Raw genomic sequence first — 17,412 nt, 5'->3', positions numbered from 1 at the left:
TGCCGCGGAGCGACCCTCAGGCGTCGACCTGCTCGGGCATGCCTGAGATCGGCACCGCAACCGGCGATCGCGCCGGGAGGGAATCCGCCGCGGTCGTAGAGGCTACGGCAGTGGGTGCGGTCGGCGCATACTCGGCCACGTCCTCGGACGGGACCGGGAGTACAGCGCCACGGCGGTCCGAAATATTCCGCACCGCGTGCGGCGCCGAGCGGGCGGCATCAGAGCGGCGAACGATCGACGCGCTGCACCGCCCGAGATCAGGACCCACGGCCACCGCGCGCATCTCCAGATCGCGGCGTTCGGTCCCGTCCTTGCCACGGTACTCGTGTGAGCGCAGCTGACCGTAGGCGATCACGGGATCGCCCCGGTGCAGCGACCGGTCCACCCCGGTCACCAGCCTGCGCCAGCACGACACCGTCAGGTAGAGGGTCCCGTTGTCCACCCATTCCCCCGCCGCGGCGTCGAAGCGGCGGGAATTGCTCGCCATCCGGAATGTCACCACCTGCTCGCCGTTGGTGAGATCACGCCGTACCGGATGGGTGACCACCGTGCCGATCACCGTCGCATGTGCCTCGTACATCGCCGCCCCCGCTCGGTCGTTGCTGCTCTGACCATCCAAGGATGGCTCGTCGCCGTGCGGATCGGGAGGCCGTACCGGTAGCTGGGGACAACTTCGACGGTTGTGGATATCGCCCGGGTCAGAGCACGGGGAGCTCGGTGTTCGCCCCGCACAGGACGACGATCGGTCGCACACCCGACTCCGGGCGGTACGCGCCGCTCTGCACCGCGGCCAGGGCGGCGGCCCCTTCGAGCTCCACGACGACGCGGAATTCGCGCCACAGGTATTCGCGGGCCGCGGCGATCGCGTCGTCGGCGACCGACAGCACGGGCATCCGGTGCCTGCGGGCGATCCCGTAGGCGATGTCACCGACCCGCGTCGCGCACAACAGTTCGGAGCCCGACTGCGCGTCGACGTCGACCGGCGCACCGGCCGCCAGCGCGGCCGACAGCGCCGGGGTGTGCTCGGCTTCGACGCCGACGATGTGCCTGCGCCTGCCCAGTGCGGCGCCGAGGCCGGCGATCAGGCTGCCGCCGCCGACCGCGGCCAGCACCGGCGGCCTGCCCCGCACCTGTTCTTCCAGCTCGAGCCCGATGACGCCGGCACCGGCGACCACCGCGGGCATGTCGTAGGCGTGCAGATGTTCGGCGCCGCGTTCGGCCGCCAGGGCGACGGCCTTGCGCTGGGCCTCCGCGTAGCTCGTGCCGTGCCAGAGCACCTCGGCACCGTGCGCCCACATCGCCGCGACCTTGGTGTGCGGCGCCGATTCCGGCACCACCACCGTGCACGTCTTGCCCAGCTGCGCCGCGGCCAGCGCGACCGCGATCCCGGCATTGCCGCCCGAGGCGACGACGACATGGTCGGCGCTCTCATCGGCGGCGAGCAGCGCGTTGAGCGCGCCGCGCACCTTGAACGTGCCGCCGTGCTGCAGGAACTCGAGCTTCAGCGAGACCGGCACCGGCCCGTCCGGCCCGTCCACGCTGGTGTGGAAGACCGGCGTCTTGCGCACCCGGCCGACCAGCCTGCGCCGCGCCGCCCGCACATCCGTGCGGAGTACGCGCGGCGGTTCGGCGCGGTCGGTCGATTCGCTGATCGGCACACCGCATCCACTCACCGGCGCACCTCGCGGTCGCGTCGCGCCAGCTCGGCGTACATCGCGTTGTAGGCGGTCAGCTCGGCGTCGTTGTCGCGGTCGGCGGCCCGGTCGGTGCGCTTGGCCAGCCGCTGATCGCTGCGCGACCACTGGATCAGCAGCGCCAGCATCACCACCACCAGGGGCACCTCGCCACTGGCCCAGGCGAAGCTGCCGCCGTTGCGCTGGTCGGCCAGCAGGTCGATGTTCCAGCCGAGGCCGAGGGTGCGGTAGAACCAGCCGCCGAGCACCGTGGTCATGCTCATCAGCGCGATGCCGAAGAAGGCGTGGAACGGCAGCGTGCCGAACACCATCCCCAGCTTGGTCAGCGGCGCCACCTCGCGGGGCTTGGGATCGATGCCGATCACCACCCAGTAGAACAAGTAGCCGCTGAGCAGGAAGTGCGCGTTCATCATCAGGTGGGCGGCGTGCGAGTCGACCGAGGCGTCGAAGATCCCGCCCAGGTACAGCGCGTAGAACCCGGCCACGAAGATGATCGAGGCGACGACCGGCTGGGTCAGGAACCGCGAGACCGGGTTGTGCACCGCGGCCAGGATCCACTCGCGCGGACCGGGCACGCCCTCGCGTCCGGCGGGCGGAAGCGCCCGCAGCGCGAGTGTCACCGCACCGCCGAGTGCCAGCAGGATCGGCGCCAGCATCGACAGCGCCATGTGCGCGCCCATGTGCACGCTGAACATCGCGGGCGCGTAGCGGCCGACGCCCGAGGACGTGGCCAGCAGCAGCACCAGGCAGCCGCTGCACCAGGCGATGGTCCGCCCGACCGGCCAGGCGTCGCCGCGCTTGCGCAGGCGGTAGACCCCGAGCAGGTAGAGCGCGGCCAGCACGATGGCCAGGGTTCCGAAGATCAGGTCGAACCGCCAGTCGAACAGCAGCCTGCTCACGGTCGGCGGCCCGGCGAGGGTGTAGCCGAGTTCCACTTCGACCGGCGTCGGGATCGAGGTGGGTGGCGGTGGCGGGGTCCGGCCGAGGCCGACGGCCAGGCCGATGGTGGCCGCGAAGATCAGCATCTCCACCCCGGCGAACCGGATCAGCGCCCTGCGATCACCCGGGTCGGCGGCCAGGGCGGGCAGCGAGGCCCGCCGCTGCAGATAACCGATGACGCCGAGGACAAGCAGCGCCGCCGCCTTGGCGAGCACCAGCTTGCCGTAGGTGGTGCTGAACAGGTCCGACGCGGGCAGCCGCACCCAGGCGTTGATCACGCCGCTGAGGCCGATGACGACGAAGGAAATGGTCGCGGCGAGCGAGAACCGCCGCGCTGCCACATCGATACCGGGACCGCCACGCAGGGCGTAGGCCAGCACCGCGACCAGGCCACCGACCCACACCGACGCCGACACCATGTGCAGGATCAACGAATTGGTCGCCACATCGTGGGCGCCACCCGAGGACGAATGCCCGGTCAGCGCCAGCGGCATCATGGTGATCAGCGAGCCGGCCAGCAGCAGCGGCGTCCAGCCCCAGCGCAGCGCCAACCGGCAGCCGATGGCGACGATCAGCGCCAACAGCGTCGTCGTCCGCCACGCGCCCGCCACCTCGACCTGCGCGATCACCGGCCACAGCTTCTCCGGCCGCCAGATGTCACCGGCCGGCTGACCGGTCGTGTCCGACACCGTCAGCGGTACCAGCAGCGCCGCGCACGCGGCCCAGACCAGCGCGGCGCCCGAGGCCCGGCGCACCGCGCGGTAGCCGCCCGCCTCGAGCAGTCCGCTGTCGCGCGGGGGCAGCAGGAACGCGGCGAACAGCAGCGAGCCGACGGTCACCGCGGCGGCCAGATCGGCCACCGCACGCAGCGCGGGCAAGCCATATGTTGTCAACGGCCCCGGATCGGGTATACCCAGCAGACTCAAGGCTTGCGCCGCAGACAACCCGACCACGACGGCCGCTACGAAGGCGGCCATCGCACCCGCGACGACACTCAGCACCCGGAAGGACATGGCGTTCCCTGTCGGCGCCGCCCGACCCGCTTCCACCGGTGGCGCGCCGACCTCGGCGGGTCCAGCGAAGGGGTCCTGCGATAACGACATGACAACGAGGGTAGTTCGGCGTGCCCGGAGCCGCCCCGATGGGGCGTCGCTCCCGACCCCGGATCTCGATCTGGTCGGTCGCTATACTTTTCGCGCTGGACACCGGGGCCGAGTTCGGCCAAGGTGGATGCCACTGCCTCCGTAGCTCAGTTGGATAGAGCAAGGGCCTTCTAATCCCTAGGTCGCAGGTTCGATTCCTGCCGGGGGCGCACATCGGCCCTGACCTGCGTCAATGTCAGGTCAGGGCCGTTCTGGTCTCGCCGCCCCGGTTTGCCGGGGCGACGTGTCTGCGTATTCGCTACCTCAGCGCGAGTAGTCCCGGAACGTCATGATGCCGCCGACCAGGACGATCATCACTGTGAGGATGTAGACCGTGACGCGGAACCAGGTCGGCCCGTAGTAGCTGACCGCCATCGACGCACCGAGCGCCGCGAGAATCAGTACCACCCCGTAGAAGGGTGTGCGTTGCTCCCTGTCAACCATTCCACCAGTGTCCGCCGTCGGTGCCACGGGTGGCAATGCCCGGCGACCGGGGGTGCGATGCCGTCGACACGCCCGGGTACGGGTACCCTTCCCCCTCATGTGGATCATTCTCGCCATTTCCGTGGTCAGCTCCGTGATCATTGCGATCCTGTTCGCCACCGGATTCCCGGAGCACTGACGACATTCCGGTAGCTGCCGCATAGCTATCAGGCCCCCGATACCGGGGTCAGGTGAGAAGATCACCGGGTGCCGACCAATAGCCAGCCCAGTGCGCGGTCCGACGACGGCCGCTCGTTCGTTGTCGCCGATGCCACCGGCAGTGCGCTCGTCGCCGGTTCACTGGCCGTGATCGTCGCGGCCGATCGCCGTCAGCTCGTCCTCGTCGAGGAACGCTCGGAGACCTCACCGGTCCGTCTGCGCGGCCGGATGATCGGCGAACTGGTCGACAACGGCATCGACGTGCGCGTCGGCTACCCGTTCACCGACGGCGCCGTCGAGCTGGTCGACGCGGAAACCGTCCGCACGCTGCACGAGACGACCGGCGCCCTGCTCGACGTCGGGGTGAACCTCACGCCGCCCGGCGGACCGGCCCGGCTGCTGCCCAAGCGGTTCAATCGGCACACCTTCTGGTGTGGCCAGAGCGGTTCCGGCAAGACCTACGCACTCGGTGTCGTGCTCGAGCAGGTGATCGCGCACACCGCGCTGCCCGTGGTGATCTTCGACCCCAATTCCGATTTCGTCCGGCTCGGCGAGATCGCCTCCGACGCGAGCGGCCCCACCGCCGACGCATTGCGGGCCCGCGACATCCGGGTGCTGCGCCCGCACTCCGGGCAGCCGTTGCGGGCCAGGTTCACCACACTGCCGCTGTCCTCCAAAGCCGCGATCCTGCAGATCGATCCGATCGCCGACCGGGAGGAGTTCAACGAGCTGCTCCATCTCGCCGACCAGCTCGCCGCCGCCGAACTCGACGACGCCCTGCGCGACCTGCGCGGCTCGGAGTCCGCGGCGCAGCGGCGCCTCGCCATGCGGATCGAGAACCTGGGTCTGGCCGACTGGGAGGTGTGGGCGCGCCAGGATCGGGCGGTGACCGAGGTCGTCGACGAGCGACCCGATGCCACCGTCCTCGACCTGGGTGGATTCTCCACGGCCGCACAGCAACTCGTCGTCGCGCTGGCCCTGCTCGACGACCTGTGGGCGCGGCGCGAGGAACGGCGTCCCGTCCTGCTCGTCATCGACGAGGCACACAACCTGGCCTCGCCGCGGCTGGAATCGCCGATCGCCGTCGCGGTGCGCGAACGGCTGATCCAGATCGCCGCCGAGGGCCGCAAATTCGGCCTCTGGCTGCTGCTTTCGACGCAGCGGCCGTCGAAGGTGCACCCCGGCATCATCTCCCAGTGCGACAACCTCACCCTGATGAAGATGACCTCGCCCGTCGACCTGGCCGAACTCGGCACCTATTTCGGCTACGCGCCGTCGGCGCTGCTCGACCGCTCCCCCTGGTTCCGTCAGGGCGAGGCCCTGTTCGCCGGTGGTTTCGTTCCCGCGCCCGCCCTGGTGAAGGTGAAGACGCGGATCACCCCGGAGGGCGGCAGCGACGTCGGGGTGCCGCTGCGCTGAGCAGTCGCGATAGTGCCGTTTTCGTCCGGATCACGGTGGGGCGGCCTAGAGTTGACTGATTGTGCGGGGCGATGCGGAGGGGGACGGCCGACTAGCCATCGCGGTGGGCCGCTGGTCGTTCCGCCGTCGCAGGCCGAGCGCTGTCGGGGTGTACTGGAAGCTGGCGCGGGCCGGGTTCAAACGGCAGGCGCAGTACAAGCTGGCGATGTTCGCCGGGCTGTTCACCAACTGTGTGTTCGGTTTCGTCCGCGCGGCGGTGATGGTGGCCGCGGTCCGCGCGGCGGGCGATTTCGGCGGCTACGACGAGGGAACCATCGGCGCCTACGTGTGGCTCTCGCAGGCGCTGCTCGGCGCGACGCAGTTCATGGGTCCGCCGATCGACCTGGTCGAGCGGATCAAGTCCGGTGACGTCGCCATCGATTTCCTGCGCCCGGTCGACGTCCAGCTCGGCTATCTGGCCACCGACATGGGCAGGGCCGCCTGCACTTTCCTGCCGCGCGGCGTGCCGAGCATCGTCATCGGCGCCGCGACCTTCGGCCTGTCGATGCCGACGACGCCGGTGGCCTACCTACTCGGCCTGATCAGCGTGCTGCTTGCGGTGGCGCTGTCGTTCCTGTGCCTGTTCGCGGTGGCGCTGATCGGGTTCTGGGTGGTGGAGATACGCGGAATCCGGGTGCTGTACCAGATCGTCGGCACCTTCCTCGCAGGTCTTTTCGTCCCGGTGCACATGTTTCCCGACTGGCTGCGGACCATTGCCATGGCAACCCCGTTTCCCTCCATCCTGCAAGCCCCGATCGATACGCTGTCGGGGCGGGTAGCCGGCGTGGAGGCCTTGATAACCGTTGCGGCACAGGGCTTCTGGGTTCTGGTGATCGGGCTGCTCGGCAGAGTGCTGCTGCGAGCGGGACAACGCAGGCTGGAGGTACAGGGTGGCTGAACCGGATTCCGCGCGCATCGTGTCCGGGACCTGGTTCACCCCCTATCTCGCAGTATTGCGTTCGCGTGTGAAAGCACAGCAGGTGTACCGGCTCTCGTTCGCCACCGAGGTGTTCAGCGCCTTCCTCATCGGTCTGGTCGAGTTCGCCGAGGTGTGGGTGATCTTCCACAATGTCGGCACGCTCGGCGGCCTCGACACCAATGCCGCGCTGTTGCTGTTCGGGTTGTCCAACACCTCGTTCGCGCTGGCCCAGGTGCTGGTGGGGCACCTGGACTCGCTGCCGGCGATGATCAGAATGGGCACACTCGACGCCTACCATCTGCGCCCGCAACCGCTGCTGCTTCAGCTGATCACCAGCGACATCTCGTTGCGCAGGCTCGCACGCGCCGCCGTCGCGGTGATCGTGCTCGCCGTGGGGTTGTGGCGCAACGAAATCGACTGGGGCATCGCCCCGGTTACCTTGATCGTGATCACCCTGCTGAGTGGAATCGCGCTGTTCTGTGGCCTTTTCGTATGCGCGGCCGGACTACAGTTCTTTCTGATCGACGGTGCCGAGCTCACCAACAGCTTCACCTACGGCGGTTCGTTCGCCGCGATGCAGCCTGCCTCGGTGTTCCCCGCGCCGCTGAAGCTGTTGTTCGGGTTCGCGATTCCCGTCGCGTTCACCGCCTACGTGCCGACGATAGCGCTGCTCGGTCTCCCGGGACCGCCGCTGTTGCCCGCGTGGTCGGCCTGGTTGACACCGGTCGCGGCGGCGTGGGTGTGGTTGCTGGCGTTCGCAGCGTGGCGGATAGGTACGAGGCACTATCAGGGAGGAGGGGGATAACGATGGACGAGAACAACGCGTCCGAACCGATCATCGACATCGACGACCTCACCCGGCAGTTCACGGTCTACCGCAAGAACGGCAGCCGCTGGCGCAGACACCGGGACACGATCACCGCCGTCGACCGGATGAGCTTCCGGATCGAACGCGGCTCCGCGGTCGGCTATATCGGCGCCAACGGCGCGGGCAAGTCGACGACGATCAAGATGCTCACCGGCATCCTGGTACCGACCACCGGCTCCGTCCGCACCTGCGGCCTCGAGCCGGTGCGCCAGCGCAAGGAACTGGCCTCGCGGATCGGCGTCGTGTTCGGGCAGCGCTCCCAGCTGTGGTGGGATCTGCCCCTGCACGAGTCGTTTTCGATCCTGGCGGCGATCCACCGCCTCGATCCCGACATCGCCGACAAGCGCACGCACGAGCTGGTCGAACAGCTCGAGATGGCCGATACCCTCGACACCCCGGTGCGCCAGCTCTCGCTCGGCCAGCGCATGCGCGCCGAAGTGGCTGCCGCGCTGCTGCATTCGCCGGAACTGGTGATTCTGGACGAACCGACGATCGGCCTGGACGTGCTGTCCAAGCAGCGGCTGCGCGAATTCCTGCGGGCCGAGCGGATCGAACGCGGGACGACGCTGCTGCTCACGACCCACGACATGGGCGATATCGAGCGGCTCTGCGATCGGGTCCTCGTCGTCGATCACGGCAGGCTGGTGTACGACGGTTCACTGGCCGGTCTCGGCGCCACCGTCGGCGCCCGCCGGGTGCTCGTGGTGGATCTGGCCGCGCCGACACCGGATCTCGACGATCTGCCGTGCGGCGCGCAACTGCTGTCCAGCGAGGCGGGCGGCATGCGGCAGCGGCTGGCCTTCGACGCCGAGCACACCACGGCGGCGGCGCTGCTGGCGTCGGTGTCGGATCGGGCGCAGGTGCGCGATCTGTCGATCGAGGAGCCCGGCATCGAGGACGTGGTGCGCCGGATCTACGAGTCGGCGCGCTGATTCAGCTCGGCGCGTTCGGGTTTCCGGAGTAGAGGCTGATCTCGCCGCTCTCGCCGAGGAAGGCGTTGACCAGCATGATCCGCTGCGCTTGCAGGTCGGAGTCCCCCGGCGCGCTGGTGGTGATCGAGATCTGCGGGATGGCGGCCCAGTTCACCACGTAACGCTCGGGCGGGCCGTCGTCGTCGGACAGCCGCGCGATCCGGAACACCGAGACGGCGCGGCGCTCCATGAGGTCGCCGACGACGTCGGCGATTCGCTGCGGGTCTTCCAGGGCGAACAGGAACCCGAAGGTCAGCTCGGGTGAGGACACATAGGCGGGCACATTTGTCGAGGTTAGTGCATGTGGCGGTGGGCACGGCGAGGCGGCGGTGGTTCGATTGCCGGAAATGCGCCGATGGGTAACACGGAGGACGTCTCGTGGTGACCCCGTTGTAACGGTCGATAACAATTTCCGCCGACCCCGGAATTTGTACACCATACTATTGCGCGGTCGCGCCGAATCGCGCTTTCCTGAGAGGGTCCCGATTTTTCCCCGGGCCGTCTTCCTCACCGCAGCGTCGCGGATATTCGTCGACGCCCGGGCGGGGCTACGCCGGTGCCGGGGAGTGCACCTCCCCCGAATCCTCCCCGGCTCTGGCGTATCCAAGCACGAATTCAGCGTATTCAGGGGCGTGCACCATGCCGATCGATCCCGGCCATCGTGTGGATGCCGCGCAACTCCCGCCACCCTCGGCGCTGTTGCGGGCTTTTCTGGAAACCAATGATCCCGACCCGCTGCGGCACGGGGTGCTCGACGCGGCAGGCAGGCTGGCCCGCTGCCACGAGCGCAGACGCTCGGCGATCGCGGCGGCGCGCGCACCGGAGGCGCCGAGCAGCCGGGTCGCGGCCTGCGGCAGGCTCATCGACGACATCGATCACGATCGCGCCGCCCTCATCACCCGCATCGACGACTGGGTCGCCGCCAATGTGGCGCACCGGGAAGGGGCTTCGCTGCACACCGAGACCCTGGGCGCGGTGATCGACCGGATGGCAGCGAAATGGATCGCCGCCCAGCAGGCGCTGGGCGGCGATCCGATCGAGCCGACGACACCGCGGCAGTGGGAGGCCCGGATCCATCTGCACTGGTCCCGGCTGGCCGAATTGACCGACGGCTACCGGGATCTGATCACCGATGTCACCGAACACCGCAGGCGGTTGCCGGTGTGGTGACGCTCAGTTCTTGTCGGTGACCTCGGCCTCGACGAACACCGTGTCGACACCGGCGTCCTCGCCGAGCGGCACGTCCTCGACCTCTGCCTCGACGAACGCGCCGGCGGGACGCTCGTCGTCGAGCTGCTGCTCGGCATCACGGCGGGCGGCCGCGGCAGCCTCGTTCATCTCGATCGCGTCGGTGACGAACTCACCGATCTCGCGCGCGACCTCGGCCACCACTCCGGTGATCAATGTCGCGATATTGCCGACATGCCGGGCACCGGAGGACGTCAATTCCTGGACAAGATCTTTGTTGCTTTCGAATTTCCCGATCATTTACACGCCCACTTCGGTTGCCTTCCGATTACGCACAACGATAACACCGGGCGTCGGCGTCCTCTTGACGAAGCGATCCGGCACCGCCAGCAGGAAGATCTTGGCCCAGACCGAGCCGATCTGCTTGGAGAAACGGCCGGTGTTGTAGGGCAGGCCGTACTTCTCGGCCAGCGCCTTCACCTCGGCCGCCATTTCCGGGTACCGGTTGGCCGGGATGTCCGGGAACAGGTGGTGCTCGATCTGGTGCGACAGGTTGCCCGACATGATGTGGAACAGCTTGGAGCCCTTGATGTTGGCCGAGCCGAGCATCTGCCGGACGTACCACTCACCGCGGGTCTCGACCTCGGTCTCCTCCTTGGTGAACGTCTGCACACCAGCCGGGAAGTGGCCGCAGAAGATGATCGAGAAGGTCCACAGGTTGCGCACCAGGTTCGCGGCGGCGTTGCCCGCCAGGGTGTGCAGGAACAGCGGGCCGGTCAGCGCGGGGAAGACGACGTAGTCCTTGAGGACCTGCTTGCCCGCCTTCTTGCCCTGCCCCTTGAGCAGCGGCTTGAGGTCGGACCACTTGCGCTTGCCCTTGATGATGTTGTCGGCCTCGAGGTCGTGCACCATCACACCCCACTCGAACAGCACCATCAGCAGGAAGGCGTAGATCGGGTTGCCCAGGTAGTAGGGGTTCCACTTCTGGCCCTCGTCGATGCGCAGGATGCCGTAACCGATGTCGCGGTCCATGTCGTGGACGTTGGTGTAGGTGTGGTGCATGTAGTTGTGCGAGTGCTTCCACTGGTCGGCCGGGCAGACCGTGTCCCAGTCGAATTCGCGGGAGTTGATGCCGCGCTCACGCATCCAGTCGTACTGACCGTGCATGACGTTGTGGCCGATCTCCATGTTGTCGAGGATCTTCGACACACCGAGCGCCGCCACGCCCGCCAGCCAGAACGGCGGCAGGAAGCCCAGGTACATCAGGCCGCGGCCGGCGATCTCGAAGCCGCGCTGGGTCTTGATGATCTTGTAGATGTAGTCGCGGTCGCGTTCGCCCAGATCGGCTTCGACGCGGGCGCGCAGCGCGTCGAGCGCCTGGCCGAGCTCTTCGACCTGCTCCGGGCTCAGGATGACCGGGCCGTCTTTGCCTTCGGTGAGGATCGTCATGGCTGTATCTCCCCTTGGTTGGTTGATCGGTTGTCTAGAGGGCGATGTCGACGTCGCCGACGGCCGTGTTCACGCAGATCTGGATCTGCTTGTCGGGGTCGGCATCGAGTTCGCCGGTGCGCAGATTGCGGGTGCAGCCGGAGACCTTGGTCGCGGTGCAGGAGAAGCAGATCCCCATGCGGCAGCCGTATTCCGGGGTCAGGCCCGCCGATTCGGCCTGTTCGAGCAGCGATGCTCCGGTGTTGTCGGCGGCGACGTCGCTGCCGGAGAAGGTGATGGTGCCGGTGGCCTCGGCCGGATCGGCCGGGACGGTGGTGAGGGTGAACTCCTCGCTGTGCACCCGATCCGCGAGGCCCTCGGCCTCGAAGATGGTCTGCACGGCCCGCATCAGCGGCGGCGGCCCGCAGACGAAGGTCTGCGCTTCGGCGAACCACGGGGCGACCCGCTCGAGCTCGTCGTAGTCGAAGAACCCACTGCCGGTGGAGGTTTCGCCGTTCACCACGGTGCCCGGCTCGACCGGGTACCGGTACTCCACCCGGAAGTTGGGGCGGCGGTTGGCGATCGCGCTCAGCTCGGCCCGGTGCGGCACCATCTCGGGCTGACGCGCGTAGTGCAGGAAGGTGACTTCACCGGTGAAGCCCTCCGCATCGAGGGTACGCAACATCGACAGCACCGGGGTGATGCCGCTGCCACCGCTGACCAGCAGCACCCGGTCCGGGCGCTGCTCAGGTAGCGCGAACACACCCGCGGCGGGCGCCAGGTCGACGACCATGCCCGGCTTGGCGTTGTCGTGCAGGTAGTTCGACACCAGGCCGCCCGGGTGCGCCTTTACCGTCAGCTGGATGAACCGGTCGCCCCGGCTCTCCGGATCGATCGGCGAGTAGCAGCGGGTGTGCCGGACGCCGTTGATCGAGACGCCGATCTGCACGTACTGGCCTGCGGTGTGGCCACGCCACTGCCGGGACGCGCGCAGGGTCAGCGTCACCGAGCCGGGCACCGCATGCGAGACATGGGTGACCTCGGCGCGCAGCTCCCGCGCGGTGAGCGCGGGGCTGACCAGCTCCAGGTACCGGTCCAGCGGATGCGGCGTCGTCAACGTCTGCACCAGGTCGATCAGTCCCACCATGCGTCTTACCCCTCTGCGGAAGTCCTTCGGCATGCGATTCACATTTCAGTGCACGCCTGTACACTCACCAGTGTGCCGGATGGACCCATCCCGCTGTCAACCGGCAAAGATGTGAGGCGGGCAACATATCCAGGGAAGCGACTATGGTGAACGGATGTATGCTCACCGATGTGACTGAGCAGGCAGGAACCCGCAACGAGCGCAAGGCGCACACCCGTGCGGCCCTCCTCGAAGGCACCCTGACGCTGGCCGCCGACCGCGGATTCGCGGCACTGAGCCTGCGGGAGATCGCCCGCTCGGCCGGCATCGTGCCCACGGCGTTCTATCGCCATTTCGCCTCGCTCGACGATCTCGGCGCCACGCTGGTCGACGAGGGCGTGACGGCACTGCGGCTGGCATTGCGCGAGGTCAGGCGCAAGCCGGACGCGCATCTGGCCGATACCGTGCGGTTCGTGTTCGAGCAGGTACGGGCCAAGCGCGCGCTGTTCGGTTTCCTCATCCGCGAACGCCACGGCGGGCCCGCCCCGCTGCGCCAGGCGATCGCGATGGAGATGCAGCTGATCGTGCGCGAGATCGTGGCCGATCTGTCCCGGCTGCGCGCGCTGGACAACTGGAGCACGACCGAGCTCGAGATCGCGGCCGACCTACTGGTCACCACGGTCACCGACGGCATCGCCGCCTACGTCGCCGCCTCGCCGCGCGAGGAGGCCGCGGTGGTCGCGCGCACGGTCATGCAGATGCGCCTGATCGCCTTGGGCATCGGCGGCTGGATTCCCAAAGCCGCTGACTGAGGGGTATTTCCGCTGCTGTCGCCACATGCGGTCCATGGTGTAACACACCGCACGTCCGGCACAGGGGGTATTTCAGAGTACGGGCGTACACACAATGGGCGGCGCGGATACCTGGTGAAGTACCACTAAGCCGCGACGGCCGCGGGCGCGCGCACCGGCAGCAGCACGAGCAACCCCGCGAGCAGGACGACGAGCAACCCGGCGATCCCGGCCCGGTCGCTGTGGAAGATCGAGACGAACACCCCGAACAGAGCGGGCGCGAGGAACGACACCGCCCGTCCGGTCGTGGTGTACAGCCCGAACATCTGCCCCTCGCGTCCCGGCGGCGCCAGACGCGCCAGGAACGAACGCGCCGAGGCCTGCGCGGGCCCGACGAACACGGTGAGCGCGAGGCCGAAGATCCAGAACATCACCGTGCCGGACACCACGAGCAGCACCAGCCCGCACAGGATCATCCCGACCAGCGAGGCCACGATCACCCGCTTGGGCCCGAGCCGGTCGTCGAAGCGCCCCGCCGTGATCGCCGCCGCACCGGCCACGACATTGGCGGCGATGCCGAACAGCAGCACATCGGCGTCGGCGAAGCCGTACACCTGCACCGCGAGGACAGCGCCGAAGGTGAACACCCCGGCCAGCCCGTCGCGGAACACCGCGCTGGCCAGCAGGAACCACACCGTGTGCCGGTCCTGCGCCCACAGTTCCTTCACATCACGCCACAGCACGCGATAGGAACCGAGGAGACCAGCCCGCGCCGCGCCGGGATCGGCCGCTATGCGCGGCAGTTCGGGCACCGCGAACAGCACCGGCAGCGCGAACGCGGTGAACCAGACCGCGGCGAGCACGATCGCCAGCCGGACATTGAGACCCTGATCGGTGGGTATCCCGAGCACACCGCGGGTATCGCCGTCACCGGCCAGGAAGCCCACGTAGCAGATCAGCAGCAGCACGATGCCGCCGAAATAGCCCATCGCCCAGCCGAATCCGGAGACCCGACCCACCGTGGCCGGTGTCGACACCTGCCGCATCATGGCGTTGTAGGGCACCCCGGCCAGCTCGAACACCGCCGAGGCGAAGGCCAGCAGGGCGAGCCCGAGCCACAGGTCGTGGTAGTCGTCGTGGACGAAGAACATCAGCGACATCGCGCCGACGGTGAGCGCCGTCAAGGTCGCCAGCGCCCGTTTCCGTGAGCCGACGGCGTCGAAGTACTGCCCGCAGACCGGCGCCGTCAGCGCGACGACCAAGCCCGCGGCGGCAAGCGCCCAGCCCAGCCAGGCGCTGGCCGGAGTATCGCCCGGCAGATCGTCGCCGACCTTGTCGGTGAGATACACCGAGAACACGAAGGTCAGGGTGACGGCCTGGAACGCCGACGACCCCCAGTCCCACAGCCCCCACGCCAGCACCTGCCCGCGCCCGGCCGCCTCGCCGACGGTCTCGGACGCGTTCACCTCGGTCATGACCGAAGCGTAGAGGGGATCGCGACTCCCGGCAGGACACATCGGCGTTTCGGCACGCCACCCTTTCATATGAACCTGGTTGCATAGTACCGAGCGTTCCGGATACCCTCGTCCCATGGCACTGGAGCACGCGCTGCTGGTCTCGCTCAGCGAGCGGGCCGGTTCGGGCTATGAACTCGCTCGCCGATTCGACAAGTCGATCGGCTACTTCTGGAGTGCCACCCACCAGCAGATCTACCGGGTACTCAAGCGTATGGAGGATTCCGGCTGGGTGACCGTGGAATCGGTCGCTCAGCAGGGAAAGCCCGACAAGAAGGTGTACTCGGTCGCGCCGGCGGGCCATACCGAACTGGCCCGCTGGATCGCCGAACCCACCGAGTCCAGCCCGTCCCACGACGAGCTCGGCGTGAAGATCCGTGGCGCCGCGTACGGCGACATCGACGCCGTGTGCGCCGAGGTGGCCCGCCACCGCGCCCAGCACGCGCAGCGACTCGACGAGTACCTGCTCAGCGAAAAGAAATTCTTCCCGGCACCGGACCAGCTCTCCGGCGCCGCTCTGCACCAGTATCTGGTGCTGCGCGCGGGCATCCGCGCGGAGTCCGGCTACGTCGAATGGTGCGACGAAGTACTGCAGGCCCTGCGACCGCGAAAAGGTGACAACCGCCCATGACGTCCTACCCCCACCTGTTCGAGCCACTCGACCTCGGCCACACCACCCTGCGCAACCGGGTGGTCATGGGCTCCATGCACACCGGTCTGGAGGACCGTGCCTGGGACACCAACAAGCTGGCGGCCTACTTCGCCGAGCGCGCCCGCGGCGGTGTCGGCCTGATCATCACCGGTGGTTACGCCCCCAACCGCACCGGCTGGCTGCTGCCGTTCGGCGGCAAGCTGACCACCAAGACCGAGGCCTATCGTCACCGCAGGATCACCAAGGCGGTGCACGCCGAGGGCGGCAAGATCGCCATCCAGATCCTGCACGCCGGTCGCTATTCCTATATGCCGACCAGTGTTTCGGCCTCGGCGATCAAGTCGGCGATCAACCCGTTCAAGCCGCGCGCGCTGTCGAGCAAGGGCGTCGAGAACACCATCGACGACTACGCCCGCTGTGCCGAGCTGGCCAAGTTCGCCGGCTACGACGGCTGCGAGATCATGGGCGGTGAGGGCTATTTCATCAACCAGTTCCTCGCGCCGCGGGTGAACAAGCGCACCGACAAGTGGGGTGGCACGCCGGAGAACCGGCGCAGGCTGCCCGTCGAGATCGCCAAGCGCATCCGCGCCAAGGTCGGCCCCGACTTCATCATCGTGTTCCGGCTGTCGATGGCCGAACTCGTGGAGAAGGGCCAGACCTTCGAGGAGATCATCGCCCTGGCCCAGGAGTTGGAGGCCGCGGGCGTCGACATCCTCAATACCGACATCGGCTGGCACGAGGCGCGGGTGCCCACCATCGTCACCTCGGTGCCGCGCGCGGCGTTCGTCGAGTTCACCGCCAAGATCGCCCGCAAGGTGAACATCCCGGTCTGCGCGTCGAACCGGATCAACATGCCCGAGATCGCCGAGGAGATCCTCACCCGCGGCGACGCGGCGCTGATCTCGCTGGCCCGCCCGCTGCTGGCCGACCCGGAATGGGCCAACAAGGCCAAGGGTGACCGTACCGACGAGATCAACACCTGCATCGCCTGCAACCAGGCCTGCCTCGATCACGCCTTCGGCAACAAGAAGGTGTCGTGCCTGGTCAACCCGCGGGCGGGTAGCGAGACCACGCTGCAGCTGCTGCCGACGCGGCGCGCCAAGCGCTTCGCGGTGGTCGGCGCCGGTCCGGCCGGGCTCTCGGCCGCGGTCAGCCTCGCCGAGCGCGGCCATCACGTCGACCTGTTCGAGGCCGACGACAAGATCGGCGGCCAGTTCGACATCGCCCGCCGCATCCCCGGCAAGGAGGAGTTCGACGAGTCGATCCGCTACTTCCGCCGCAAGATCGAGCTCACCGGTGTCACCCTGCACCTCGAAAAGCGGGTCGGCGCGGAGGAATTGATCGCGGGCAAGTACGACTCGGTGGTGCTGGCGACCGGTGTGCGCCCGCGCATCCCCAACATTCCCGGCATCGACCACCCGATGGTGCTGTCCTACGCCGAGCTGGTGAAGGAGGAGAAGCCGGTCGGCAAGAAGGTCGCGGTGATCGGCGCCGGCGGTATCGGCTATGACGTGAGCGAATACCTCACCGTCGAGGGCCATCCCACCCTCAAGCTCGACGAGTGGAAGGAAGAGTGGGGTGTGGACTCCGAGGACGAGCAGGCCCGCGGCCAGCTCAAGGAACCCAAGCCCTCCCCCGCCGCCCGCGACGTCGTCCTGCTGCAGCGCAAGTCGACCCCGTTCGGCAAGGACCTCGGCAAGACCTCCGGCTGGGTGCATCGCGCCGCGATCAAGGCCAAGGGCGTCGAGCAGGTCGGCGGCGTGAACTACGAGCGCATCGACGACGCGGGCCTGCACATCAGCTTCGGTGAGAAGCGCGAGAAGCCGCGCGTCATCGAGGTCGACAATGTGATCGTCTGCGCGGGCCAGGAATCGGTGCGCGAACTCGAGGAGCCGCTGCGCGCGGCGGGCGTCGACCTGCACCTCATCGGCGGCGCCGACCTGGCCGCCGAACTCGACGCGAAGCGGGCCATCGACCAGGGCACCCGCCTGGCCGCGCGCCTGTAATCCCCGAACCCGGTCGTCCGACGCGACGGACGGCCGTCGCACCGCCCCGTACACCGAACTCGCATCCGGTGTAC

Annotated in this window: 17 protein-coding genes and 1 tRNA gene; 9 read left to right on the top strand and 9 right to left on the bottom strand. The window is 68.2% G+C overall.

Annotated features, from left to right (window positions below):
* Positions 1-16 precede the first annotated feature (16 nt).
* The 3 genes from IEY60_RS25085 to IEY60_RS25075 form a co-directional block, all read right to left on the bottom strand.
* The gene (locus IEY60_RS25085) at positions 17-580 is read right to left on the bottom strand and encodes a single-stranded DNA-binding protein (protein ID WP_189032927.1); all 564 of its coding nucleotides are present in this window, start codon (positions 578-580) and stop codon (positions 17-19) included.
* A gap of 118 nt (positions 581-698) precedes the next feature.
* Positions 699-1,658, bottom strand: a complete 960-nt coding sequence (locus IEY60_RS25080; RefSeq protein ID WP_229740103.1) for a serine/threonine dehydratase — start codon at positions 1,656-1,658, stop codon at positions 699-701.
* 11 nt (positions 1,659-1,669) lie between these two features.
* Positions 1,670-3,646, bottom strand: coding sequence for a bifunctional copper resistance protein CopD/cytochrome c oxidase assembly protein (locus IEY60_RS25075; protein ID WP_229740151.1), 1,977 nt, complete (start codon positions 3,644-3,646; stop codon positions 1,670-1,672).
* A gap of 225 nt (positions 3,647-3,871) precedes the next feature.
* Between IEY60_RS25075 and IEY60_RS25070 the strand changes: the two genes are divergently transcribed.
* Positions 3,872-3,945, top strand: a tRNA-Arg gene (locus IEY60_RS25070).
* 94 nt (positions 3,946-4,039) lie between these two features.
* Here IEY60_RS25070 and IEY60_RS25065 read toward each other — a convergent pair.
* Entirely contained in the window at positions 4,040-4,219 is a 180-nt protein-coding gene (locus tag IEY60_RS25065) for a hypothetical protein (protein WP_189032923.1), read from the bottom strand.
* A gap of 246 nt (positions 4,220-4,465) precedes the next feature.
* Here IEY60_RS25065 and IEY60_RS25060 point away from each other — a divergent pair, with 246 nt between their 5' ends.
* The 4 genes from IEY60_RS25060 (at position 4,466) to IEY60_RS25045 (ending at position 8,594) form a co-directional block, all read left to right on the top strand.
* On the top strand, positions 4,466-5,836 hold the full coding sequence (locus IEY60_RS25060; RefSeq protein WP_189032921.1) for an ATP-binding protein: 1,371 nt from the start codon (positions 4,466-4,468) through the stop codon (positions 5,834-5,836).
* A 61-nt stretch (positions 5,837-5,897) separates the two neighbouring features.
* The gene (locus tag IEY60_RS25055; protein ID WP_229740102.1) at positions 5,898-6,773 is read left to right on the top strand and encodes an ABC transporter permease; all 876 of its coding nucleotides are present in this window, start codon (positions 5,898-5,900) and stop codon (positions 6,771-6,773) included.
* Complete coding sequence (locus IEY60_RS25050; RefSeq protein WP_189032919.1) at positions 6,766-7,599, top strand: ABC transporter permease; 834 nt, start codon at positions 6,766-6,768, stop codon at positions 7,597-7,599. Before IEY60_RS25055 ends, IEY60_RS25050 begins: the two co-directional genes overlap by 8 nt.
* 2 nt (positions 7,600-7,601) lie before the next feature.
* Positions 7,602-8,594 carry an ABC transporter ATP-binding protein gene (locus IEY60_RS25045; RefSeq protein ID WP_189032917.1) on the top strand — a complete coding sequence of 331 codons (993 nt, stop codon included), beginning with the start codon at positions 7,602-7,604 and terminating at the stop codon, positions 8,592-8,594.
* Between the two features lies 1 nt (position 8,595).
* On the opposite strand, the gene IEY60_RS25040 is transcribed toward IEY60_RS25045, so the two are convergent.
* Positions 8,596-8,916 carry a hypothetical protein gene (locus tag IEY60_RS25040; protein ID WP_189032915.1) on the bottom strand — a complete coding sequence of 107 codons (321 nt, stop codon included), beginning with the start codon at positions 8,914-8,916 and terminating at the stop codon, positions 8,596-8,598.
* Between the two features lie 356 nt (positions 8,917-9,272).
* Between IEY60_RS25040 and IEY60_RS25035 the strand changes: the two genes are divergently transcribed.
* A complete protein-coding gene (locus IEY60_RS25035; RefSeq protein WP_229740101.1) occupies positions 9,273-9,803 on the top strand; it encodes a DUF4254 domain-containing protein in 531 nt (176 codons plus the stop codon).
* A gap of 3 nt (positions 9,804-9,806) precedes the next feature.
* On the opposite strand, the gene IEY60_RS35950 is transcribed toward IEY60_RS25035, so the two are convergent.
* From IEY60_RS35950 to IEY60_RS25020, 3 genes are read right to left on the bottom strand one after another with little or no spacing between them, the layout of a single operon-like run.
* Positions 9,807-10,121, bottom strand: a complete 315-nt coding sequence (locus IEY60_RS35950; RefSeq protein ID WP_229740100.1) for a hypothetical protein — start codon at positions 10,119-10,121, stop codon at positions 9,807-9,809.
* A complete protein-coding gene (locus IEY60_RS25025; protein WP_189032913.1) occupies positions 10,122-11,270 on the bottom strand; it encodes a fatty acid desaturase family protein in 1,149 nt (382 codons plus the stop codon).
* Positions 11,271-11,304: 34 nt separating this feature from the next.
* Positions 11,305-12,396, bottom strand: a complete 1,092-nt coding sequence (locus tag IEY60_RS25020) for a ferredoxin reductase (RefSeq protein WP_189032910.1) — start codon at positions 12,394-12,396, stop codon at positions 11,305-11,307.
* Positions 12,397-12,539: 143 nt separating this feature from the next.
* Between IEY60_RS25020 and IEY60_RS25015 the strand changes: the two genes are divergently transcribed.
* Positions 12,540-13,187 carry a TetR family transcriptional regulator gene (locus IEY60_RS25015; protein ID WP_189032908.1) on the top strand — a complete coding sequence of 216 codons (648 nt, stop codon included), beginning with the start codon at positions 12,540-12,542 and terminating at the stop codon, positions 13,185-13,187.
* Positions 13,188-13,312: 125 nt separating this feature from the next.
* Here IEY60_RS25015 and IEY60_RS25010 read toward each other — a convergent pair whose 3' ends face one another.
* Positions 13,313-14,641: an MFS transporter gene (locus IEY60_RS25010; protein WP_189032906.1), complete on the bottom strand. Its 1,329-nt coding sequence runs from the start codon at positions 14,639-14,641 to the stop codon at positions 13,313-13,315.
* A gap of 115 nt (positions 14,642-14,756) precedes the next feature.
* Here IEY60_RS25010 and IEY60_RS25005 point away from each other — a divergent pair, with 115 nt between their 5' ends.
* Entirely contained in the window at positions 14,757-15,311 is a 555-nt protein-coding gene (locus IEY60_RS25005; RefSeq protein ID WP_189032904.1) for a PadR family transcriptional regulator, read from the top strand.
* Complete coding sequence (locus IEY60_RS25000) at positions 15,308-17,338, top strand: NADPH-dependent 2,4-dienoyl-CoA reductase (RefSeq protein ID WP_189032902.1); 2,031 nt, start codon at positions 15,308-15,310, stop codon at positions 17,336-17,338. The genes IEY60_RS25005 and IEY60_RS25000 overlap by 4 nt, the downstream gene beginning before the upstream one ends.
* The last annotated feature ends 74 nt before the right edge of the window (positions 17,339-17,412 follow it).

The sequence above is a fragment of the Nocardia rhizosphaerihabitans genome (assembly GCF_014646295.1).
GTDB classification, from domain to species: Bacteria; Actinomycetota; Actinomycetes; order Mycobacteriales; family Mycobacteriaceae; genus Nocardia; species Nocardia rhizosphaerihabitans.
Note: the sequence above shows the minus strand (reverse complement) of the source record. Positions and strands in the feature narration are given on the sequence as shown.

Excerpts from the sequence above, each read along its gene's own strand:
- IEY60_RS25085 (WP_189032927.1), bottom strand. The coding sequence starts at position 580 with ATGTACGAGGCACATGCGACGGTGATCGGCACGGTGGTCACCCATCCG.
- IEY60_RS25075 (WP_229740151.1), bottom strand. The coding sequence starts at position 3,646 with ATGTCCTTCCGGGTGCTGAGTGTCGTCGCGGGTGCGATGGCCGCCTTC.
- IEY60_RS25065 (WP_189032923.1), bottom strand. The coding sequence starts at position 4,219 with ATGGTTGACAGGGAGCAACGCACACCCTTCTACGGGGTGGTACTGATT.
- IEY60_RS25045 (WP_189032917.1), top strand. The coding sequence starts at position 7,602 with ATGGACGAGAACAACGCGTCCGAACCGATCATCGACATCGACGACCTC.
- IEY60_RS25035 (WP_229740101.1), top strand. The coding sequence starts at position 9,273 with ATGCCGATCGATCCCGGCCATCGTGTGGATGCCGCGCAACTCCCGCCA.
- IEY60_RS35950 (WP_229740100.1), bottom strand. The coding sequence starts at position 10,121 with ATGATCGGGAAATTCGAAAGCAACAAAGATCTTGTCCAGGAATTGACG.
- IEY60_RS25025 (WP_189032913.1), bottom strand. The coding sequence starts at position 11,270 with ATGACGATCCTCACCGAAGGCAAAGACGGCCCGGTCATCCTGAGCCCG.
- IEY60_RS25020 (WP_189032910.1), bottom strand. The coding sequence starts at position 12,396 with ATGGTGGGACTGATCGACCTGGTGCAGACGTTGACGACGCCGCATCCG.
- IEY60_RS25015 (WP_189032908.1), top strand. The coding sequence starts at position 12,540 with ATGGTGAACGGATGTATGCTCACCGATGTGACTGAGCAGGCAGGAACC.
- IEY60_RS25010 (WP_189032906.1), bottom strand. The coding sequence starts at position 14,641 with ATGACCGAGGTGAACGCGTCCGAGACCGTCGGCGAGGCGGCCGGGCGC.
- IEY60_RS25005 (WP_189032904.1), top strand. The coding sequence starts at position 14,757 with ATGGCACTGGAGCACGCGCTGCTGGTCTCGCTCAGCGAGCGGGCCGGT.
- IEY60_RS25000 (WP_189032902.1), top strand. The coding sequence starts at position 15,308 with ATGACGTCCTACCCCCACCTGTTCGAGCCACTCGACCTCGGCCACACC.